The sequence below is a fragment of the Cellulomonas telluris genome (assembly GCF_004886325.1).
In the GTDB taxonomy this organism is placed as follows: domain Bacteria; phylum Actinomycetota; class Actinomycetes; order Actinomycetales; family Cellulomonadaceae; genus Cellulomonas; species Cellulomonas telluris.
In genome coordinates this window covers 246855-268542 of the sequence record NZ_QXFN01000004.1, presented here as the reverse complement: position 1 = coordinate 268542, position 21688 = coordinate 246855, and the positions used below count along the sequence as shown (strand labels likewise).

General features: G+C 74.5%; 15 protein-coding genes and 1 tRNA gene. 4 read left to right on the top strand and 12 right to left on the bottom strand.

The window, feature by feature from the left end; translation table 11 throughout:
• Positions 1–32: 32 nt before the first annotated feature.
• The 5 genes from FB586_RS13490 to FB586_RS13470 form a co-directional block, all read right to left on the bottom strand.
• Positions 33–1319, bottom strand: a complete 1287-nt coding sequence (locus tag FB586_RS13490; RefSeq protein ID WP_136519856.1) for an ABC transporter substrate-binding protein — start codon at positions 1317–1319, stop codon at positions 33–35.
• A gap of 214 nt (positions 1320–1533) precedes the next feature.
• Complete coding sequence (locus FB586_RS13485) at positions 1534–2217, bottom strand: ANTAR domain-containing response regulator (protein WP_136519855.1); 684 nt, start codon at positions 2215–2217, stop codon at positions 1534–1536.
• Between the two features lie 121 nt (positions 2218–2338).
• A tRNA-Leu gene (locus FB586_RS13480) sits at positions 2339–2420 on the bottom strand.
• Positions 2421–2688: 268 nt separating this feature from the next.
• On the bottom strand, positions 2689–3924 hold the full coding sequence (locus FB586_RS13475) for an ABC transporter substrate-binding protein (RefSeq protein WP_246036758.1): 1236 nt from the start codon (positions 3922–3924) through the stop codon (positions 2689–2691).
• Between the two features lie 192 nt (positions 3925–4116).
• Positions 4117–5199 carry a LacI family DNA-binding transcriptional regulator gene (locus FB586_RS13470; protein ID WP_136519853.1) on the bottom strand — a complete coding sequence of 361 codons (1083 nt, stop codon included), beginning with the start codon at positions 5197–5199 and terminating at the stop codon, positions 4117–4119.
• A gap of 91 nt (positions 5200–5290) precedes the next feature.
• Here FB586_RS13470 and FB586_RS13465 point away from each other — a divergent pair, with 91 nt between their 5' ends.
• From FB586_RS13465 to FB586_RS13450, 4 genes are all read left to right on the top strand, one after another.
• On the top strand, positions 5291–7315 hold the full coding sequence (locus tag FB586_RS13465; RefSeq protein ID WP_136519852.1) for a DUF2264 domain-containing protein: 2025 nt from the start codon (positions 5291–5293) through the stop codon (positions 7313–7315).
• A complete protein-coding gene (locus tag FB586_RS13460; protein ID WP_136519851.1) occupies positions 7312–8307 on the top strand; it encodes a hydroxyacid dehydrogenase in 996 nt (331 codons plus the stop codon). The genes FB586_RS13465 and FB586_RS13460 overlap by 4 nt, the downstream gene beginning before the upstream one ends.
• A gap of 86 nt (positions 8308–8393) precedes the next feature.
• Positions 8394–9140 carry an MBL fold metallo-hydrolase gene (locus FB586_RS13455; protein ID WP_136519850.1) on the top strand — a complete coding sequence of 249 codons (747 nt, stop codon included), beginning with the start codon at positions 8394–8396 and terminating at the stop codon, positions 9138–9140.
• Positions 9141–9186: 46 nt separating this feature from the next.
• Positions 9187–10059: a hypothetical protein gene (locus FB586_RS13450; RefSeq protein ID WP_136519849.1), complete on the top strand. Its 873-nt coding sequence runs from the start codon at positions 9187–9189 to the stop codon at positions 10057–10059.
• Positions 10060–10072: 13 nt separating this feature from the next.
• On the opposite strand, the gene pyk is transcribed toward FB586_RS13450, so the two are convergent.
• The 7 genes from pyk to trpC form a co-directional block, all read right to left on the bottom strand.
• Positions 10073–11509, bottom strand: a complete 1437-nt coding sequence (gene pyk / locus FB586_RS13445) for a pyruvate kinase (protein WP_136519848.1) — start codon at positions 11507–11509, stop codon at positions 10073–10075.
• 130 nt (positions 11510–11639) lie between these two features.
• Positions 11640–13106 carry a glutamate synthase subunit beta gene (locus tag FB586_RS13440; protein ID WP_136519847.1) on the bottom strand — a complete coding sequence of 489 codons (1467 nt, stop codon included), beginning with the start codon at positions 13104–13106 and terminating at the stop codon, positions 11640–11642.
• Positions 13099–17664, bottom strand: coding sequence for a glutamate synthase large subunit (gene gltB / locus FB586_RS13435; protein ID WP_136519846.1), 4566 nt, complete (start codon positions 17662–17664; stop codon positions 13099–13101). Before gltB ends, FB586_RS13440 begins: the two co-directional genes overlap by 8 nt.
• 149 nt (positions 17665–17813) lie before the next feature.
• Positions 17814–18704 (bottom strand): prolipoprotein diacylglyceryl transferase, encoded by an 891-nt coding sequence (lgt, locus tag FB586_RS13430; protein ID WP_370741083.1) that lies wholly within the window; start codon positions 18702–18704, stop codon positions 17814–17816.
• The gene (gene trpA / locus FB586_RS13425; protein WP_136519845.1) at positions 18701–19537 is read right to left on the bottom strand and encodes a tryptophan synthase subunit alpha; all 837 of its coding nucleotides are present in this window, start codon (positions 19535–19537) and stop codon (positions 18701–18703) included. The genes lgt and trpA overlap by 4 nt, the downstream gene beginning before the upstream one ends.
• On the bottom strand, positions 19534–20811 hold the full coding sequence (trpB, locus tag FB586_RS13420) for a tryptophan synthase subunit beta (protein ID WP_136520234.1): 1278 nt from the start codon (positions 20809–20811) through the stop codon (positions 19534–19536). The genes trpA and trpB overlap by 4 nt, the downstream gene beginning before the upstream one ends.
• 32 nt (positions 20812–20843) lie before the next feature.
• Positions 20844–21656: an indole-3-glycerol phosphate synthase TrpC gene (gene trpC, locus FB586_RS13415; protein ID WP_136519844.1), complete on the bottom strand. Its 813-nt coding sequence runs from the start codon at positions 21654–21656 to the stop codon at positions 20844–20846.
• Between the last annotated feature and the right edge of the window lie 32 nt (positions 21657–21688).

Genomic DNA, 21688 nt, shown 5'->3' with positions numbered 1-21688 from the left:
ACCCCGGGGGCCCTGCACGTCACGTCAGCGGGTCAGTCCTGCGGGACCTCGCCCTCCTCCGAGCGGCTGAACGTGTAGGTGTTGTCGGGACCGAACTGGTAGATCCCGATGAACGCCGACGACGGGTCGTTGGCGTCGTTGAACGGCCCGACACCGGAGACCGCCTGGTAGGCGATGTCCTCGCCGGCCTCGACGAGGTCCGCGCACTCCTGCCAGCCCGTGCACTCCTCGCCGCCGTCCGCGCCCGAGACCGCCGCCAGGTTCGCCTGGATCGTCTCGCCCGAGGAGTCGCCGCCCTTGAGCGCGGCGAGCGCCGCGAGCATCGTGGCGTCGTACGCCTCCGGGCCGTACGAGAACTCGGTCAGGTCGGGGTCGACGCCGCGCATCCGCTCCTGGAACTCCTCGGAGGGGTAGGCGCCCGGCAGCGTGCCCTGCGCCCCCTCGAGCGTGCCCGCCGGGAAGCCGGTCTCGCCCTCGGTGCCGAAGTTCTGCAGGTTGCCGTCGACGAAGTACGTCTTGCTCATGTCCCAGCCCTGCGCCGCGAGCTCGCGCACGATGAGCGGCGTCTGCTCCGTGAAGGTCAGGATCACGAGGGCGTCGGGGCTCGCCGCGATGGCGTCGCCGACGATCGTCGAGAAGTTCTGCTCGGCGGGGTCGAACTCCTGCCCCTTCTCGCCGTAGACGATCGTGCCGCCGGCGCTCGTCACGACGTCCGCGACGACGTCGCGCAGCGACGTGCCGTAGGAGTCGTTGAAGACGAGGATGCCGACGTTGCTCGCACCGTCGGAGACGATGAGGTTGCCGAGCACGTCGCCCTGCACGGAGTCCGGCGGGGCGGTCCGGAAGTAGAAGTCGGAGTAGCCCGAGAGGTTCGTCGCGGTGTTGGCGGGCGAGATCTGCACGATCCCGGCGCCGGTGATGTCGTCGACGACGTTCAGCGTGACGGACGACGAGGCGGCACCGACGACCACCGACACGCCTTCCGAGATCAGCTCCTGCGCGGACGCCGTCGCGACGGAGGCGTTCTGCGCGTCGGACGAGTCCTTGTGGGAGACCTCCACGTCGGCGCCGAACAGGCCACCGGCCTCGTTGATCTCGTCGACCGCGAGGTCGACACCCGCGATCTCGGGCGGGCCGAGCTGCGCCAGCGAGCCCGTGACGGGGAGCAGGGTGCCGATGCGCAGCGGCTCGCCGCCGCCGTCGCCTCCGCCGCCGGCAGGCTCGTCACCGCCCCCGGATCCACCCGCACAGGCGGTCAACGCGAGCACGAGCGCACCGGTCACAGCCACGGAACGTCCTGCATGTGTCCTACGAGTCATGCGTGGTACCCCTCTGTCTGAGTACTGCACTGCTCCCCGGGCCCAGGTGCGGACCACGGCGATGTGGCGCGAAGGTACTCATGGTTTGTGTCCGCGATGTGAATGGCAACGTCTCGGCGCCATGTCGTTGTGGACCTGTGACCTGGAACACGTGAGCCCGGCCGGCACGAGGTGCCGACCGGGCTCACGAGGGGTGTCGTGGCGGGGTGCCGCGTCAGGAGGAGGCGCCGCCGACCTGCTCGATGACCGCGTCCGCGACCTCGCGCATCGTGAGGCGGCGGTCCATCGACGTCTTCTGGATCCACCGGAACGACTCGGGCTCCGTCAGGCCCATCTTCGTCATCAGGAGGCCCTTCGCGCGGTCGACCCGCTTGCGGGTCTCGAAGCGCTCGGCCAGGTCGGCGACCTCGGACTCGAGCGCCGTGATCTGCGCGTAGCGGGAGATCGCGATCTCGACCGCGGGCAGCAGGTCCGCCGGGCTGAACGGCTTGACGACGTAGGCCATGGCCCCGGCGTCGCGCGCGCGCTCGACCAGCTCGGTCTGCGAGAAGGCCGTGAGCAGGACCACGGGCGCCAGGTGCGCCTTCGCGATCCGCTCGGCCGCCGAGATCCCGTCGAGCACCGGCATCTTGACGTCCATGACGACGACGTCGGGCTTGAGCTCGGTCGCGAGCGCCACGGCCTGCTCGCCGTCCCCGGCCTCCCCCACGACCTCGAAGCCCGCCTCGCGGAGGGTCTCCACGACGTCCATGCGGATGAGCGCCTCGTCCTCGGCGACGACGGCGCGGCGGGCGGGGCGACCGGCGGCGGGCGCCGGCGCGGGGGCCGGCTCGGCCGACGGCAGGTCCAGGCCGGCAGCGGCCGCCTCGGTGGGCTCAGGGGTGGCGTCCGTGGTCACAGGCACAGCGTAGTGCTCCCTCCCCCGCGGGGTCGCGGGCGCGTCGTCGTGGTCGTCATCACGTCCGGACTGCGCCACGGCCGGGGGCGGCGCCCGCCGCCCCCGGCCGTCGGACCGGCGGTGCCCCCGGAGGGACTCGAACCCTCACGCCTCGCGGCGCTCGATTTTGAGTCGAGTGCGTCTGCCGGTTCCGCCACGGGGGCCGTGCGGGACGAGCCTAGTGGGCTCGTGCAGATCGCCCGGCCCGGAAGGACACGGGCACCGGACCCGTGCCGGCCGAGGCCTGGACCCCGGGCGCCGACCCGCGCCGGACGACCACGGGGGTGGCGGGGACGTCCCGCCACCCCCGTGCCCCGCACCCGCTGCGCTCTCCCCCGCGCGGCCCGCGCCGGATCGTCGGGTGCGGTGGACGGGCGCCGCCACGGCGGCGGCGTCCGTCCTCGCGCGGGCCCTGTGCCGCCCGCGACACCGTCAGCCGCCCAGCACCGTCTCCGCCTCCGTGAACCACTCCTCGACGCCGTCCTCGACGGACAGGTTCCCGTAGGCCAGCTCCTGGGCGATGGTGGTGAAGGCCGCCTCGAGGGTGCCGAAGCCGGCCACCGGCGGCGGCGGCGAGCTCGTCAGCCGCGGCTCCAGCGCACGCTCGTACTCGAGGATCTGCGCGTCCAGCCCCGTGGGCTCGAAGCCCTCCAGCGCGGTCGACGACGCCGGCACCCCGCGGGACATCCCGAAGATCTCCCCGACCCGGGGGTCGTTCGTGAGGAAGTCGATCAGCGCGGCGGCCTCCTCCGGGTGCCGGCTGTTGGCACCGACCGAGAGCATGAGCGACGGCTTGAGGAACAGGCCCGACTCGTCGGGGTCGTCCGCGGGCGGCGGCAGGAGCACCAGCTGCGGCGACGCGCTCCCCTCGCTGTAGCGGACGAGGAAGTTGTCCCAGCTGATGTCCGACGCCGTCTCTCCCGTACCGAGCGCGTCGACGCCCTCGAGCTGCGCGAGCCGCTCGGGCGGCAGGAACGCGCCGGACGTGTGCAGCGCGGGGGCGCGCCCCCACCACCGCGCCAGGTCCTCGCGGGTGAAGCCGAGCCCGTCGTCCTCGAACAGGGTCTTGCCCTGCTGGCCGAGCCACACCTGGAACAGCCAGAAGACCTGCGTGTAGTCCACGGACCCGTGCACGGCGGGCTGCCGGGACGCACCGGCCGCGGCGATCTCGCCGAGGAGCGCGTCGTACTCGTCCCACGTGAGGTCGCCCTCCGGCACCGGGACGCCGAGCTCGCCGAGCAGCGCGGTGTTGACCTGGGTCGCCAGCGTGTTCGTGCTCGTCGGCACCGCGTACGTCTCGCCGTCCACCTGTGCGGCGGGCAGCAGAGACTCCGGCAGCGCGTCGACGTCGACGGTGGACCCGAGGTGCTCGTCGAGGGCCGCGATCCGGCCCGTCGACGCGTACTCCGTCAGGTACGCGAGGTCCATCTGCATCACGTCGGGCAGGCCGCCGGCGGCCGCCTCCGTGCTCCGCGACGTCCAGTAGTCGCCCCACGAGGCGTAGCCGGTCCGGACGTCGACGTCGGGGTTCTCCTCCTCGAACAGGGCAACCGCCTGCTCGTAGCGCTCCGCACGGCTGGTGTCGCCCCACCACGTGAACCGGAGCACCGTGCCCTCGTCGGCCGTCCCCGCCGCGCCACCCGAGCAGGCGGCCGTCAGTGCCAGCACCGCCGCGACCGCGACGGTCCCGAGTCGGTGCGCCCCGCCCCGCCCCCGGGTCCGCCGGTGCGGTGGCCTCGCCTCCCGTGCCTGCGCCGCCATGTGAGCCTCCTCGCTCGCCGTCGATGCCCGGCTCCGTCGCCGGGCGGGGCCCAGCCTGACAACGCGCCGCGAGGCGCGTGCTCGGTCGGACAAAAACGATCAGGGACGCGCGCCGCACGAGCGCCGCACGGTCAACCGCGGGAGCAGCTGGACGTGCCGCGGCGGTCGTGGCGCCGACGCGTCCTCCGCGATGCGCTCGACCACCATCCGCAGCGCCTCCTGCCCGAGCTCGCGACGGGGTGATCCGACGGCCGTCAGCGGCACCGCGGCGAGCTCGGCGTTCTCGTCGTCGTAGGCGACCACCGCGAGGTCCTCGGGGACGCGCAGACCCCGGTCGAGGGCGGCCTCGACGAGCCGGGACGCGTGGTCGTCGGTGTGCACCAGGACGGCGCGCGTCCCGTCGCACCGGCACAGCTCGAGCAGCCCCTCGAGCGCGGCGTCGAGCGCCTCCGGGTCGTCCTCACCCTTCGGCAGCGACACCGTCGGCGCCGCGCGCAGGCCGAGGTCCGCGACCGCCGCGCGGTACCCGTCCCGCACCGACGGCGCGGTGGGCGTGCGGTCGTACGACGCGAGCGCGACCGCGTCGTGACCGAGGCGGGCGAGGTGCTCGACGGCGAGGACCGCACCGTGCACGTGGTCGGTGCGGGCGCTGTCCACCGACGCCAGCGCCGCCGTCCGCTCGGTGCGCCGCTCGAGCAGCACCGTCGGCACGGGCAGGCCGGCGAGCCACGCGGCGACGTCGGCGTCCGAGCGGTCCCGCGTGGTGGGCGCCACGACGAGGCCCTGCGCGCCGAGCGACAGCAGGCGCTCGACCTGCTTCTCCTCCGCGTCCGCGCGGTAGTGGGAGACACCCAGCACGAGCCGGGCGCGCAGCGGCGCGGCGACGGCCTCCATCCCGCGCACGACGAGCGGGAAGTGCGCGCTCGCGCTCGGCACCACGACGCCGACCAGGGCACGGGCCGCACGCGGCTCGCGCGCCTCGGCGAGGGCGATGGCGCCGCCGTGGACGCGGACCAGGCGGCCGGCGCGGTCCAGCTCGACGATGTCCCGGCGCACCGTCACCTCGGACACGCCGAGCTCCTCGGCGACGCGCGCGGCACGGACGCTGCCCCGCAGCTCGATCTCGCGCAGCAGGTGCTCGTGCCGCGCACGGGGCAGCGGGGACCTCGTGGACCGCGTCATCGCGTGCTCCTCGGTCGTCTCGCCTGGCCGGTCCTGATCGAAACTGTCCGTTCCGTGACCGCGCCGCCCGACCCTAGCCCAGGCTCGGTCCATGGCCGTGCTGCGCGACGACGCCCCCGACCCCGCCGCCCCTCACGACGGCCGCGCCCGCTGGCTCGCCGTCGCCGACGACCTCCTGCGCGCCGTGCGCCCCTACGCGTCCCCCGGGCACGCCCTCCTGACGCTGCCCGGCCCGGTCAGCGCGTCCGGGCGGTGGAGCGACGGGCTCGAGGGGTACGCCCGGACCTTCCTGCTGGCGGCCTTCCGCGTCGCGGGCGAGGGCGGCGCCGACCCCGACGGCCTCCTGGAGCGGTACGCGGCGGGCCTCGCCGCAGGGACCGACCCGGCGAGCCCCGAGCGGTGGCCCCGGATGACGGAGCGGCGACAGGCCGTGGTCGAGGCCGCGTCGGTCGCCGTCGCGCTCGCGGAGACGCGGCCGTGGCTGTGGGACCGGCTCGACGACGGGGTGCGCGCCCGGGTCGTCGACTGGTTCGCGGACATCGTCGGGACCGCCGGGTACCGCAACAACTGGCTGTGGTTCCAGGACGTGGTCGAGGCGTTCCTCGCGGACGTCGGTGGCCCCTGGAGCCAGGACGACCTCGACCGCAACGACGCCCTGCGCGAGGACCTGTACGTCGGGGACGGCTGGTACTCCGACGGTCGCGGCCGCGACGGCGAGCGGCAGACCTTCGACCACTACGCGGGGTGGGCCTGGCACCTGTACCCGCTGCTGCACGCACGCATCCGCCGGCGCCCGCTCGAGCAGGGGCACGCCGAGCGCCTGCACGCCTACCTCACGCAGGCGCGGCAGCTCGTCGGTGCGGCCGGCGCCCCGCTGCTGCAGGGACGCTCGACCACATACCGGTTCGCCGTCCTGGCGCCCTTCTGGGCGGGCGCCCTGGCCGGTGCGACCCCGCTGCGCCCTGCCGAGACGCGCACGCTCGCCGCGGGCGTGCTCGAGCACTTCCTGGAGGCCGGCGCGGTCGACGAGCACGGGCTCCTGCCGATCGGGTGGCACCGCGCGTACCCGCGGCTGCGCCAGCTGTACTCCGGCGGCGCGTCCCCCTACTGGGCGAGCAAGGCGTTCCTCGGGCTGCTGCTCCCCGCGGACGACGCGGTGTGGACGGCACCCGCCGAGCCCGAGCCCGCGCCGGCGACCGGTGCGCAGGTCGCCGCCCTGCCGGTCCCGGGGTGGCTCGTCGTGCGCACCCCCGCGGACGGCCTCGTGCGCGTCCTCAACCACGGGTCGGACCGGATGCTGGAGCCGCGCGTCGCGGCACGCGCGGACGACCCCGCGTACCGCCGCCTCGGGTACTCCACCGCCACCTCGCCGCAGCTCTCCCGGGACGCCGTCGCCGCCCCGCTCGAGTCGCACACGGCGCTGCTCGACCGCGCGGACGCACCGTCGCACCGCGACGGCATCCAGCGCGTCCACCTCGGCGGCACCTGCGCCGTCTCCCGGTCCCGCGTGCACTGGCTCGACACGCCCGGCGCCCCCGGCGCGGGCGACGACGCCGGCTGGGCGGGGCTGCGGCGGGGGCCGCAGGTGACGACCGCCTCGGTCGTGCACGGGGTCCACGAGCTCCGGCTCGCGTGGTGGCACCCGGCGGTCGACGACCCCGTCGGGCCCCCCGACGCCGACGCGGCCTGGCCGGCGGACCCGGGACCCTGGCGCGTGCACGTCGGCGGCTGGGCCCTGGCGGGAGCCGGGCGTGACGAGGTGCGCGTCGAGGACGGGCCCGACCGGGTGGTCCTGCACCGGGCCGACGGCACGGTGAGCGCCGTGCGGGCCGTCCGCGGGCTCGACGAGGCGGGCGCGACCTGGCGGGACGGCGCCGACCCGTTCGCCCGCTGGTCGGCCACGCCGTGGCTCCGCAGCAGCGCACCCGTGGCCGCCGGTGCCGTCGTCGCGGCGCTCGTCGTGCTCGCGGGCGGTGCCGGGGACGACGTCGACCTCGACGCCGTCGCGTCGGTGGACGTCGGGGACGGCGAGGTCGCCGTGCGGTGGCGGGACGGACGCCGGGACGTCGTCCCCGCCGCGCACGTCGTCGCGACGGCCGACGGGGTGCACCCGTGACCCGCGCGCGTGCGGCCGTGCTGCTCGGCGAGGCCGCGCTGCTCCCCCGGCTCCTGGACGACGCCGCCCTCGAGCGCCTGAGCTCGGCGGTGGACCTGCACCCGGGCGTGCTCACGCCCGCGACGGTGGCCGGCGCGCTCGGCGACGTCGACGTGCTGCTCACCGGCTGGGGCGCGCCACCCCTGGACGCGGCGCTGCTCGACACCGCCCCGCGGCTGCGGCTCGTGGTGCACACGGCCGGCACGGTCAAGAGGCTCGTCACCCCCGCCGTGTGGGAGCGCGGGGTGCGCGTGACGAGCGGCGCGGCCACGAACGCCCTGCCCGTCGCGGAGTACGCGCTGGCGACGGTCCTGCTGGCGGCGAAGCGGGTCGGCGAGGCGCAGGAGCACTACCGCGCGCGCCGCCGCCTCGACGCGTGGCAGCCGGGCGGGCCCGTCGGCACCAACGGCGCGACGGTGGGGGTGGTCGGCGCGTCCCGCACGGGTCGGCGCCTGCTCGAGCTGCTGCGGCCCTTCGACCTGCGTCCCGTCCTGCACGACCCGTCCCTCTCCCCCGCGGAGGCGGCCGACCTGGGCGCCGACCTGCTGCCGCTGGACGGGCTGCTCGCGGCGTCGGACGTCGTGACGCTGCACGCGCCCGCGCTGCCGGCGACGTACCGCATGATCGGGGCCGCGCAGCTCGCGCTCATGCGTGACGGCGCCACGCTCGTCAACACCGCCCGCGGCAGCCTGGTCGACACCGACGCCCTCACGGCGGAGGTCCTGCGGGGGCGTCTGCGCGCCGTCCTCGACGTGACCGACCCCGAGCCGCTGCCGCCGGACCACCCCCTCTTCGACGCGCCCGGCGTGGTCCTGACGCCGCACGTGGCGGGGTCGCTCGGCAACGAGCTGCGCCGCCTCGGGGACGAGGCGGTGGCGGAGGTGCTGCGGTGGGTCCGCACCGGGGCGCTGCGGGCCGAGGTGCGCGCGGACGACCTGGCGCGCATCGCCTGACCCCCGCCCGCCCTTCGTCCTCCCGTCCGCGCCCGGGCGGGCGGGCCCGCGCGCACCCACCTACGGTGGCCCGCAGGAGGTGCACCATGCTGACCACCGACGTCGCACCCGGGGTCCACCGGCTCGCGCACGCGTACGTGAACTGCTACCTCGTCGAGGGCGACGACGGCCGCCTCACGATCGTCGACACGGGCCTGCCGGACACGTGGCCGCTGCTCGGCCACGCCGTCCGGGCGCTCGGCCGCCGCCCCGACGACGTCGCCGCGGTCGTCCTCACGCACGCGCACTTCGACCACACGGGCTCGGCCGCCGCCGCGCAGCGCCGGCTCGGGGTGCCCGTGTGGGTGCACCCCGACGACGCGACCCTCGCCGCGCACCCGTACCAGTACCTGCACGAGCGGCCCCGCGCCGCGTACCCGGTGCGTCACCCGCTCGGCCTGGTCCCCCTCACGGCGATGCTGCTCGCGGGCGCCTGGCGCGTCCCGGGCGTCACGGGCACGACACCGATCCCCGGCGGCGGGGTCCTGCCCGTCCCCGGGGGGCCCCGGGTCGTCCTGTCCCCCGGGCACACGCTCGGGCACTGCGCCCTGCACCTGCCGGACCGGGACGCGCTGCTGTCCGGCGACGCGCTCGTGACGCTCGACCCCTACACCTACGGGCGCGGCCCCCAGATCGTCGCGGGTGCGGCGACGGCGGACAGCGCGCAGGCGCTCGCCTCCCTCGACGCCCTCGAGGCGACGGGCGCGGGTGTCGTGCTGCCCGGGCACGGCGACCCGTGGACCGACGGCATCGGCTCCGCCGTCGAGCACGCGCGGCGCGTCGGGCCCCACTGACGCACCCCGCCACGCGGACGTCGGCGGTGCGTGCCAAGGTGCGGTCGTGAGCGACGACCACCAGGACCCGGTGCCGGAGCGCCGGGCCGTCCGGGACACGTACCGCAGCCTGCGGATCGCGGTCGTCGCCCTCGTGGCGCTGCTCGCCTCCGCGGTCGTCGCGCAGACCGTCCGGTCGGGCTGCTGGGAGACGTCCGTCAGCGCCTACTACTGGACCGGCGCGCACGACGCGGTCGTGGGCGCCGTCTGCGCGATCGGCGTCTGCCTGCTCGTCTACCGCGGGACGTCGGACCTGGAGAACACCGCGCTGGACGTGGCCGGTGCGCTCGCGCTCGTCGTGGCGTTCACGCCCACCGCGCAGGAGCCGAGCTGCGGGGCCGCCGCCCCGCCCGTCCCGGTGGACGTGCTGCCCGGGGTGCAGGTGGCGGTCACCGCCCTGCTCGTCGCGGGCGCGCTGACGATCCTCGTCCGCCTCGTCGTCCGCCGGCGCGGACCCCTGACCGGGGCCGAGCGCGCCGCCCGGCTCGTCGCCGGCGCCGTCCTCGCGGTTCTCGCCGCCCTGTTCCTCGTCGACGCCGAGCGCTTCGCGACGACGGCGCACGACCTGGCCGCCGTCGGGCTGTTCGTCGCCACGGCCAGCGTCGTGCTGCTGCGCGCGTTCGAGGCACGGGCGGTCTCGGCCCGGTGGGCGGCCGCGTACACGGTCCTCGGCGTCGCGCTGGTCCTCACGCTCGCCGCCGTCGTCGCGCTGCGGGAGCAGGTGCCGACGTGGCGGCACGCCGTGCTCGTCACCGAGGCGGTGCTCGTCGGGCTGTTCGCGGCGTCCTGGCTCCTGCAGACCGTCGAGCTGTGGGGCACCGACGTGCCGCGTCCCGCACGCGCGACGGCCGCCGCCCGGAGCGGGCGGCGGCCGTCGTGACGCGTGAGCCGGGTCAGGCGATGCGGGAGCGGGTCTGCTCCTCGTCGCCGATCTTGTGCACCACGACCGTGTTGGTCGAGCCCACGACGCCGACGGGCGCACCCGCGACGACGACGACGTAGTCGCCCACCTCGGCGAGGCCGTTGGCGCGCAGCGTCTGGTCCACCTGGCTGACCATGACGTCGGTGCTCTCGACCTCGGGCACCTGGTACGTCTGCACGCCCCACGAGAGCGACAGCACGTTGCGCACCGACTCCTCGGGCGTGAACGCGAGCAGCGGGATCGACGCGCGCAGGCGGGACATGCGACGCGCCGAGTCGCCGGACTGCGTGAAGGTCACGAGGTACTTCACCCCGAGGACCTCGCCGATCTCGGCGGCCGCTCGGGTGATCGCACCGCCGCGCGTGGACGGCACGGAGCCGAGCGGGGCGATGCGCTCGCGCCCGAGCTCCTCGGTGCTCTCGATGATGCGGGCCATCGTGCGGACGGCCTCGATCGGGTAGTCGCCGACGCTGGTCTCGCCCGAGAGCATGACCGCGTCCGCGCCGTCGAGCACGGCGTTGGCGCAGTCGGACGCCTCGGCGCGCGTCGGGCGCGGGTTCTGGATCATCGACTCGAGGACCTGCGTCGCGACGATGACGGGCTTGGCGTTGCGACGGGCCAGCTCGACGGCACGCTTCTGCACGAGCGGCACCTGCTCGAGCGGCAGCTCGACGCCGAGGTCGCCACGGGCGACCATGATGCCGTCGAAGGCCTGGACGATCTCCGTGAGGTTCTCGACGGCCTGCGGCTTCTCGATCTTGGCGACGACCGGGACGATCCGGCCCTCCTCCTCCATGATCCGGCGCACGTCGTCGTAGTCGGCCGCGCTGCGGACGAACGACAGCGCGATGATGTCCGCGCCGACGTTGAGGGCCCAGCGCAGGTCCTCCTCGTCCTTCTCGCTCATGGCCGGGACGGACACCGCGACGCCCGGCAGGTTCAGGCCCTTGTTGTTCGACACGGGGCCCGGCACCTCGACGCGCGTGACCACGTCGTTGCCCTCGACGGCGGTGACCCGCACGAGCACCTTGCCGTCGTCGATGAGGATCGGGTCGCCCGGCTTCACGTCGCCCGGCAGGCCCTTGAACGTCGTCGAGACGCGCTCCTTGGTGCCCTCGACGTCGTCCGTCGTGATGGTGAACGTGTCGCCGACGGCGAGCTGGTGCTTGCCCTCCACGAACCGGCCCAGGCGGATCTTCGGGCCCTGGAGGTCGACGAGGACGGCGACCGAGCGACCCGAGGCCTTCGCCGCGGCGCGCACATTGTCGTACACGCGCTTGTGCACCTCGGTGTCACCGTGGCTGCGGTTCAGACGGGCGACGTCCATCCCCGCGTCGACGAGGGCCTGGACCTGCTCGGCCGACTCCGTGGCGGGGCCGATGGTGCAGACGATCTTGGCTCTACGCATGGTTCGAGACTAAGCCTTTCCTGGGGCCGGCCACAGGCCGGACGTCCCGACGCGGGCCGCGCACCAGCAGGTACGCGGCCCGGTTCGGTTCGAGGGGGTGGGATCGGAGGGACGGTGCGGGACGATCCGGTCAGGGACGCAGCGCCACGGTGCTGGCGGTGACCGGGACCGGGAGCTCGGACGTGCCGGACAGGTAGGCGTCGACGGCCGCGGCCGCGGCGCGGCCCTCGGCGATCGCCCACACGACGAGCGACTGCCCCCGGCCGGCGTCGCCGGCCACGAACACGCCGGGGACGTCGGTGGCGAAGTCGTCGCTGCGCGCGACCAGGCCGCGGTCGGTGAGCGCGACGCCGAGCTGGTCGGCGATCCCCTCGGTCTCCGGACCGGTGAAGCCCATCGCGATGAGCACGAGGTCTGCGGGGATGTCGCGCTCGGTGCCGGGCTGCGGCACGCGGCGGCCGTCGGGCAGGTACTCGGTGGTCGCGAGGCGCAGCCGCTGCACGCGCCCGCTCTCGTCGCCCACGAACGCCACGGTGGACGCGAGGTACTCGCGCTCACCGCCCTCCTCGTGCGACGAGGAGACCTCGAACACGACCGGGTCGGTCGGCCACGGCTGGTGCGCGGGGCGCTCCTGCGGCGGGCGCTTGCCGATGGCGAGCGTCGTCACGGACGCCGCGCCCTGGCGCAGCGCCGTGCCGAGGCAGTCCGAGCCGGTGTCGCCGCCGCCGATGATGACGACGTGCTTGCCCTCGGCCGTGATCTGGCCGGGCACGTCCTTGCCGGCGACGACGGCGTTGGCCTGGTGCAGGTAGTCCATCGCCACGTGGACGCCGTCCAGGTCGAGACCCTGCACGGACGGCTGACGCGGGACCGTGGCCCCCGTCGCGACGACGATCGCGTCGTAGCGCGCCTGCAGCTGCGCCCACGTGACGTCCTTGCCGACCTCGACGCCGGCGCGGAAGCGCGTGCCCTCGGCGCGCATCTGCTCGAGGCGACGGTCGATGTGGACCTTCTCGAGCTTGAAGTCCGGCACGCCGTAGCGCAGCAGGCCGCCGATCTCGTCGTCCCGCTCGTACACGGCGACCGTGTGCCCGGCCCGGGTGAGCTGCTGCGCGGCCGCGAGGCCGGCGGGGCCCGAGCCGACGACGGCGACGGTGTGGCCCGTCAGGCGCTGGGGCACCTGCGGCGTCACCAGGCCGCGCGCGAACGCCTCGTCGATGATCGAGACCTCGACGTTCTTGATCGTGACCGGCGGCTGGTTGATGCCGAGCACGCAGCTCGACTCGCACGGCGCCGGGCAGATGCGCCCCGTGAACTCGGGGAAGTTGTTCGTCGCGTGCAGGCGGTCGATGGCGTCGGCCCACTGGCCGCGCCACACCAGGTCGTTCCACTCGGGGATCAGGTTCCCGAGCGGGCAGCCGTTGTGGCAGAACGGGATGCCGCAGTCCATGCAGCGGCCCGCCTGCTCCTTGAGGAACGGCTGGCCCGCCACGAGGTTCGCGTGCACGTCCTTCCAGTCGCGCAGACGCACCTCGACGGGGCGGTTGGGCGGGAGCTCGCGCTCGCGCACCTTCAGGAAGCCGCGGGGGTCAGCCACGGGCCACCTCCAGGATCTGGTCCCACACGCCGGGCGCCGCGGGGTCGAGGCCCTCGGCCTCGGCCTTCGCGAGGGCGCTCCGCACGCGGGCGTACTCGGTGGGCAGCAGGCGCGTGAACCGCGCCCGCGTGCCCGCGGGGTCCTCGAGGAGCTGGGCCGCCACCGGCGAGCCCGTCTCCTCGGCGTGGACGCGCAGCAGGTGCTCGACCAGCGCGGCGTCCTCGTCGTCGAGCGGTGCGAGCGACAGCTCGCCGGCGCGCACCGCCTCGATGTTCACCAGCTCCGGCTGCAGGTCGAGCACGTAGGCCGTGCCGCCCGACATGCCGGCGCCGAAGTTGCGCCCGGTGCTGCCGAGCACGACGACGGTGCCGCCCGTCATGTACTCGCACGCGTGGTCGCCCACGCCCTCCACGACGAGGGTGGCGCCGGAGTTCCGGACGCCGAACCGCTCGCCGACGAGGCCGCGCAGGAAGATCTGCCCGCCCGTCGCGCCGTAGCCGATGACGTTGCCCGCGATGACGTTGTGCTCGCTCGAGAGCACCGAGCGACGGTCGGGACGGATGATGATCCGCCCGCCCGACAGCCCCTTGCCGACGTAGTCGTTGGCGTCGCCGAACAGGCGCAGCGTGATGCCGCGTGGCACGAACGCGCCGAACGACTGCCCGGCGGACCCGGTCAGCGTGACGTCGATCGTGTCGTCGGGCAGCCCGGCGCCGCCGTAGCGCTTGGTGACGTGGTGGCCGAGCATCGTGCCGACCGTGCGGTTGACGTTGCGCACCGGCAGGTCGATGCGGACCGGCTCGGCCCGCTCGAGCGCGTCGCCGGCCAGCGCGATCAGCTGGTTGTCCAGCGCCCGGGACAGCCCGTGGTCCTGCTCCTTCACGTGGTGCAGGGCGGAGCCGGGCTTCGGCTGCGGCACGGCGAGGACCGGGCCCAGGTCGAGGCCGGCGGCCTTCCAGTGGTCGACGGCGTTGCGCGTGTCGAGCAGCTCGACGTGCCCCACGGCCTCCTGCAGGGAGCGGAAGCCGAGCTGCGCGAGCAGCTCGCGCACCTCCTGCGCGACGAACTCGAAGAACGTGACGACGAACTCGGGCTTGCCCGTGAACCGCGCGCGCAGCTCCGGGTTCTGGGTCGCGACGCCGACCGGGCAGGTGTCGAGGTGGCAGACGCGCATCATGACGCAGCCGGAGACCACCAGCGGGGCCGTGGCGAAGCCGAACTCCTCGGCGCCCAGCAGCGCGCCGATGACGACGTCGCGGCCGGTCTTCAGCTGGCCGTCCACCTGCACCACGACGCGGTCGCGCAGGTCGTTCAGGACCAGCGTCTGCTGCGTCTCCGCCAGCCCGATCTCCCACGGCGTGCCCGCGTGCTTGAGCGACGTCAGCGGCGAGGCGCCCGTGCCGCCGTCGTGGCCGGAGATCAGCACGACGTCGGAGTGCGCCTTGGCCACGCCGGCCGCGATCGTCCCGACGCCGAACTCCGACACGAGCTTCGTGTGGATGCGGGCCGACGGGTTCGCGTTCTTGGCGTCGTGGATGAGCTGCGCCAGGTCCTCGATGGAGTAGATGTCGTGGTGCGGCGGCGGCGAGATCAGGCCCACGCCGGGGGTGGAGTGCCGGGTCTTCGCGACCCACGGGTACACCTTGTGCCCGGGCAGCTGGCCGCCCTCGCCGGGCTTGGCGCCCTGCGCGAGCTTGATCTGGATGTCGTCGGCGTTCGTCAGGTACTCGCTCGTCACGCCGAACCGGCCCGACGCGATCTGCTTGATCGCGGACCGCCGCTCCGGGTCGTGCAGGCGCTCGGGGTCCTCGCCCCCCTCGCCCGTGTTCGACTTGCCGCCGAGGCGGTTCATCGCGATCGCGAGCGTCTCGTGCGCCTCCGCCGAGATCGACCCGTACGACATGGCACCGGTCTGAAACCGCTTGACGATCTCGCTCACCGGCTCGACCTCGTCGACCGGCACGGGCGGGCGCACGCCGTCCTTGAACCGCAGCAGCCCGCGCAGCGTCATGAGCCGCTCCGACTGCTCGTCCACGCGCTGCGTGTACTGGCGGAAGACGTCCATCTGCCGCGTGCGCGTCGAGTGCTGCAGGCGGAACACCGTCTCGGGGTCGAACAGGTGCTCCTCGCCGCCCCGGCGCCACTGGTACTCGCCGCCGACGGCGAGCCGCTGGTGGGCCTGGCGGTTGCCGCTCGCCGGGTACGCGTCGGCGTGCCGGGCCGCGACCTCCGCCGCGATGACGTCCAGGCCGATGCCGCCGAGGCGGCTCGTCGTGCCCGTGAAGTACTTCTCGACGAGCGCGTGCGACAGGCCGATCGCCTCGAACACCTGCGCGCCCCGGTAGGACGCGATCGTCGAGATGCCCATCTTGGACATGACCTTGAGGACGCCCTTGCCGAGCGCCTTGATGAGGTTCGCGACGGCCTTCTCCGGCGTGACGCCCGGGAGGAACCCGCTGCGGGCGAGGTCCTCGACGGACTCCATCGCCAGGTACGGGTTCACCGCCGCCGCGCCGTAGCCCACGAGGAGCGCGACGTGGTGGACCTCGCGCACGTCGCCGGCCTCGACGACGAGCGAGATCTGGGTCCGGGTGTGCCGCCGCAGCGTGTGGTGGTGCACCGCCGAGAGCAGCAGCAGCGACGGAATCGGCGCGAGGTCCGCGTCGGAGTTGCGGTCCGACAGCACGAGGAAGCTCACGCCGTCGGCGATCGCGCGGTCGACCTCGGCGAAGATCTCCTCGAGGCGCTTCTCGAGCGCCGCTCCCCCGCCGTCGACCTTGTACAGGCCGCGGATCGTGGTGGAGCGGAACCCGTGCGCGGGCGACTTCGCCACGTGCACGATCTTCGCGAGCTGGTCGTTGTCGATGACCGGGAACGGCAGGGCGAGCTTGCGCGCGTGCTGGGGCCCGTCCACGAGCAGGTTCGGCTCGGGCCCGATCGCGCCGCCGATGGAGGTGACGAGCTCCTCGCGGATCGCGTCGAGCGGCGGGTTGGTGACCTGCGCGAACATCTGCGTGAAGTAGTCGAACAGCAGCCGGGGGCGCTGCGACAGCACGGCGACGGGCGTGTCCGAGCCCATCGCGCCGAGCGGCTCCGCGCCGGCGGCGGCCATCGGCGCGAGGAGGACCTTGAGCTCCTCCTCGGTGTAGCCGAACGCCCGCTGCCGCCGGCGGACCGACGCGCTCGAGTGCGAGACGTGGTCGCGCTCCGGCAGCTGCTCGAGCCGCAGGAGGTTCTCCTCGAGCCACTGGGCGTACGGCCGCTGGGCCGCGAGCTGCGACATGACCTCGGCGTCGGCGACGATCCGGCCCTGGCCCGTGTCCACCAGGAAGAACAGACCCGGCTCCAGGCGGCCCTTGGCGACCACGGTCGCCGGGTCGAGGTCGAGCACGCCGGCCTCGGAGGCGCAGACGACGAGCCCGTCCTCGGTCACCCAGTACCGGCCCGGGCGCAGCCCGTTGCGGTCCTGCATCGAGCCGATGACCGTGCCGTCGGTGAACGTCATGGCGGCCGGGCCGTCCCACGGCTCCATCAGCGTGGAGTGGTACTCGAAAAAGGCCCGCGTGGCGGGGTCCATCTGCGCGTGGTTCTCCCACGGCTCCGGGATCATCATCATCATCGCGTGCGGCAGCGACCGCCCCGCGAGGTGGAGCAGCTCGAGCACCTCGTCGAAGCTGCCCGAGTCGGACCCGCCCGGCGTGCACACGGGCAGCAGCGGCGCGAGGTCGCCCAGCGCCTCCGACGCGAGCATCCCCTCGCGGGCCGCCATCCAGTTGCGGTTGCCGCGCACCGTGTTGATCTCGCCGTTGTGCGCGATCATCCGGAACGGCTGCGCGAGCGGCCACGACGGGAAGGTGTTCGTGGAGAAGCGCGAGTGCACGAGCGCGATCTCGGACGCGTACCGGGGGTCCGACAGGTCCGCGAAGAACGGCTCGAGCTGACCGGGCGTGAGCATGCCCTTGTAGACGAGGGTGCGCGCCGACAGCGACGCGAAGTAGACGCCCGCCTCGCGCTCGGCACGCTTGCGCAGCCGGTACGTGCGGCGGTCGAGCTCGATGCCCGCCAGCTCCCGCGAGGGGTCGGCGACGACGAGCTGCCGGAACGCCGGCATCGACGCGCGCGCCGTGGGGCCGACGAGGTCGGCGGTGACACCGACCTCGCGCCACGCGAGCACGTCGAGCTTCTCCTCCGCCGCGATCGCCTCGACCGCGCGCACGGCGCGCTGCAGGTCCGCCTCCTCGACCGGCAGGAACGCCATGCCGATGGCGTAGTGCCCGGGCGGCGGGAGCTCGGCGTCGACGACGTCGCGCAGGAACGCGTCGGGGATCTGCGTCAGGATGCCGGCCCCGTCGCCGCTGTCCTCCTCGGCCCCGACCGCTCCGCGGTGGTCCAGGTTGAGCAGCGCCGTCAGACCGGCGTCCACGATGTCGCGGCCCGGTGTGCCGCGCAGGGTGGCGACCCACGCGAACCCGCAGGCGTCGTGCTCGGCGGCCGGGTCGTACAGGGTGTGCGGGGACGGCCCCACGGGGGCGTCGGGGCTCACGGGCGACGTGGACATCAGCACCGTCCTCACAGTCCCCGGGGCCGGGGCATCGCAACAACAGGGGGGGGTACAGGGACGTCGTCGGCCCGGTGTGCAGGCGACTATACGACCCGTGGGAACGGGCGCGGCACCGCCTGGGGAGGCCGGACGGCGTCCGGCCCCGGTCAGCGTGCGGGCGCGGAGGCGTCCGCCTCGTCGTCCTGCGTCGTGGGGGGTGTGCGCAGGAGGGTCGTGTCACGTCCAGGATGCCGACGGCCGACCACGACGAACGCTACCAGCGCGACGATCCCGACGATGACGGACGTCCAGACGTTGAGGCGCAGACCCAGCACCGTCTCCGCCGGGTCGATCCGCAGCAGCTCGATCCACAGGCGTCCGGCCGTGTAGAGGACGACGTAGAGCCAGAAGACCCGGCCGTGGCCGAGGCGGTACCGCCGGTCGAGCCAGATCAGGAGCGCCGCGGCCGCCAGGTTCCACACCAGCTCGTACAGGAACGTCGGGTGGAACAGGGTGCCGGCCTCGAAGCCCGGCGGCAGGTGCGCGTCGTCGATCTGCAGCCCCCACGGGAGCGTCGTCGGCCCGCCGAACAGCTCCTGGTTGAACCAGTTGCCCAGCCGCCCGATCGCCTGGGCGACCAGCAGCCCGGGCGCGAGCGCGTCCGCGAACGGCGCCAGCCGCACCCCGTGCCGCCGGCAGCCGATCCACGCGCCGACCGCGCCGAACGCGACGGCACCCCAGATGCCCAGCCCGCCCTCCCAGATGTACAGGGCGCGCACGGGGTCGCCCCCGGGGCCGAAGTACGCGTCCGGGGAGCTGAGCACGTGGTAGATCCGACCGCCGACGATGCCGAACGGGACCGCCCAGTAGGTGATGTCGAGCACCGTCTCCGGGTCGCCGCCGCGCTCCGCCCACCGACGGCGGGTCAGCACGGCGGCGGCGACGATGCCGAGCAGGATCGCGAACGCGTACGCCCGCAGCGGGAACGGCCCGAGGTGCCACACGCTCTGCGACGGGCTGGGGATGCCCGCGGCGAGCACCTGCCCGGCGAGGATCACCGTCCCGACCTGTCGGCCGAGCGCACGCCGTCGGCCAGCCCCGCCACGACGCGCTGCAGCGCGTCGATGCCGGCGGTCTCGTCCGGGGCGTCCAGCAGCGCACGCACGAACGCGGACCCGACGATGACGCCGTCGGCGTACCCCGCCACCTGCGCGGCCTGCTCCGGGCGCGACACGCCCAGCCCCACGCAGACGCGCTCGGCACCGGCGGCCCGCGTGTCGGCGACGAGCTGCTGCGCCCGCTCGCCGACCGTGGCCCGCTCCCCCGTCACGCCCATCGTCGACGCCGCGTAGACGAACCCGCGGCTCGCGGCGCTCGTCGAGGCGAGGCGCTCGGGCGTCGAGGACGGGGCGACGAGGAACACCCGGTCGAGCCCGTGCGCGTCCGCGGCCGCGAGCCAGTCGCCGGCCTCGTCGGGGATCAGGTCCGGCGTGATGAGCCCGGCACCGCCCGCGGCGGCCAGGTCGCGCGCGTAGGCGTCGACGCCGTACCGCAGCACGAGGTTCCAGTACGTCATGACCAGGACCGGCGCGCCCGTGCCGGCGACCTGCTCGACCGCGACGAGGGTGTCCTTGACGCGCGTGCCACCCGCGAGAGCGGCGTCCGCCGCACGCTGGATCACCGGCCCGTCCATGACGGGGTCGGTGTAGGGCATCCCGAGCTCGACGACGTCGGCACCCGCCTCGACCATCGCGCGCGCGGCGCGGACCGACCCGGGGACCGTCGGGAAGCCGACGGGCAGGTAGCCCACGAGCGCGGCGCGGGGCGACGGGCCGGCGGCGAGCGCGTCGAGCCGCTCGGCCGTGCGCGACCGGACCTGCGTCGTGCTCACAGCTGCTCCCCCTCGTCGGCCTTCACCACGGGCTCGTCCTCGATGAGCCCGAACCACGCCGCGGCGGTGGCCACGTCCTTGTCCCCGCGCCCCGAGAGGTTCACGAGCAGGACCGCCTCGCGGCCGTCGCGCGCCCACTCCTGCGCCTGCGGGCCGAGCGCGATCGCGCCCGCGAGGGCGTGCGCGGACTCGATGGCGGGGATGATCCCCTCCGTCCGGCACAGCAGCTCGAACGCCTGCATCGCCTCGACGTCCGTGACCGGCCGGTACTGCGCGCGGCCGATGTCGTGCAGCCACGCGTGCTCGGGACCCACGCTGGGGTAGTCCAGGCCGGCCGACACGGAGTGGCTCGGCAGGGTCTGCCCGTCCTCGTCCTGCAGCAGGTAGCTGCGGGCACCGTGCAGGACGCCCGGCACACCGCCGGAGAAGCGGGCCGAGTGGCGACCCGACGAGACGCCCTCGCCGCCGGCCTCGAAGCCGAACAGCCGGACGTCGGGGTCGTCGAGGAAGGCGTTGAAGATGCCCATGGCGTTGGACCCGCCGCCGACGCACGCGGCGACCGCGTCGGGCAGGCGGCCGATCTCCTCGAGGAGCTGCGCACGCGCCTCCTCACCGATGACCTTGTGGAAGTCGCGGACCATCTCCGGGAACGGGTGCGGCCCGGTGACGGTGCCGAGGAGGTAGTGCGTCGTGTCGACGTTCGCGACCCAGTCCCGCAGCGCCTCGTTGATGGCGTCCTTCAGGGTCCGCGAGCCGATCGTGACCGGCACGACCTCCGCGCCGAGCAGCCGCATGCGGGCGACGTTCAGCGCCTGCCGCTGCGTGTCCTCCTCGCCCATGTACACGGTGCAGTCGAGGTCGAGCAGCGCGCAGGCCGTCGCCGTCGCGACGCCGTGCTGGCCCGCGCCGGTCTCGGCGATCACGCGCGTCTTGCCCATGCGCTTGACGAGGAGCGCCTGCCCCAGGACGTTGTTGATCTTGTGGGAGCCCGTGTGGTTCAGGTCCTCCCGCTTGAGGAACACCCGGACGTTCTCGCCCACGTGCCGCGCGAAGCGCCGCACCTCGGTGAGCGGGCTCGGCCGCCCCGTGTACGTGCGGTGCAGCCGCTCGAGCTCGTCGGCGAACGTCGGGTCGGCGAGGGCCTTGTGGTACTCGGTGTCGAGCTCGTCCAGGGCGGCGATCAGGGCCTCCGGGACGAAGCGCCCGCCGAAGTCGCCGAAGTAGGGCCCGGCCTGGGTGCCGAGCGCACCGCCCGACGCGAGGACCTCCCGCATGCTCCGGCTCACCTGCGACCGTCCGGTGGCGCTCACTGCCGCACCGCCCGCAGCGAGGGGTGGGCACCGGCGGCGACGAGGTCGGCCACCGACTGCCGGGGGGCGTCGTCCGTGACGAGCGCCTCGCCCACGAGCACGACGTCCGCACCGGCCCGGGCGTAGTCCATGACGTCGTGCGGGCCGCGCACGCCCGACTCGGCCACCTTGACCACGTCCGACGGGATGGCCGGCGCCACCCGGGAGAAGGTCGTCCGGTCGACGTCCAGCGTCTTCAGGTCGCGGGCGTTGACACCGATGACGCGGGCGCCGGCGTCGACCGCCCGTGCGACCTCCTCGGTGTCGTGCACCTCGACGAGTGCCGTCATCCCGAGCGAGTGCACGCGCTCGACGAGCGACTCCAGCACCGTCTGCTCGAGCGCCGCCACGATGAGGAGCACGAGGTCGGCGCCGTGTGCCCGGGCCTCCCACACCTGGTAGGGCGAGACGACGAAGTCCTTGCGCAGCACGGGGATGTCGACCCGGGCGCGCACGGCGTCGAGGTCGTCGAGGGACCCGTTGAAGCGCCGGCGCTCGGTCAGCACCGAGATCGCGACGGCGCCGCCCTTCTCGTACTCGGCGGCGAGGGCCGCGGGGTCGCTGATGGTCGCGAGGGTGCCCTTGCTCGGGCTCGACCGCTTCACCTCGGCGATGACGGTGACCGCGTCGTCCGCCTTCAGGCGCCCGAGGCAGTGGATCGCCGACTCGCGCCGTGCGGCGCGCTCCTTCAGCTCGGCCAGCGGCGTCGCCGCCTCGCGGCCGGCGAGGTCCTCCCGGACCCCCGCGACGATGTCGTCCAGCACGGTCATCGGCGGCTCATCCCCTTCGCCCGGTCGGTACG

Coding starts and splice junctions, on each gene's coding strand:
- FB586_RS13490 (WP_136519856.1), bottom strand. CDS start 1,319: ATGACTCGTAGGACACATGCAGGACGTTCCGTGGCTGTGACCGGTGCG.
- gltB (WP_136519846.1), bottom strand. CDS start 17,664: ATGTCCACGTCGCCCGTGAGCCCCGACGCCCCCGTGGGGCCGTCCCCG.
- FB586_RS13455 (WP_136519850.1), top strand. CDS start 8,394: ATGCTGACCACCGACGTCGCACCCGGGGTCCACCGGCTCGCGCACGCG.
- FB586_RS13470 (WP_136519853.1), bottom strand. CDS start 5,199: ATGACGCGGTCCACGAGGTCCCCGCTGCCCCGTGCGCGGCACGAGCAC.
- trpB (WP_136520234.1), bottom strand. CDS start 20,811: ATGCGGGAGGTCCTCGCGTCGGGCGGTGCGCTCGGCACCCAGGCCGGG.
- pyk (WP_136519848.1), bottom strand. CDS start 11,509: ATGCGTAGAGCCAAGATCGTCTGCACCATCGGCCCCGCCACGGAGTCG.
- trpC (WP_136519844.1), bottom strand. CDS start 21,656: ATGACCGTGCTGGACGACATCGTCGCGGGGGTCCGGGAGGACCTCGCC.
- FB586_RS13465 (WP_136519852.1), top strand. CDS start 5,291: ATGGCCGTGCTGCGCGACGACGCCCCCGACCCCGCCGCCCCTCACGAC.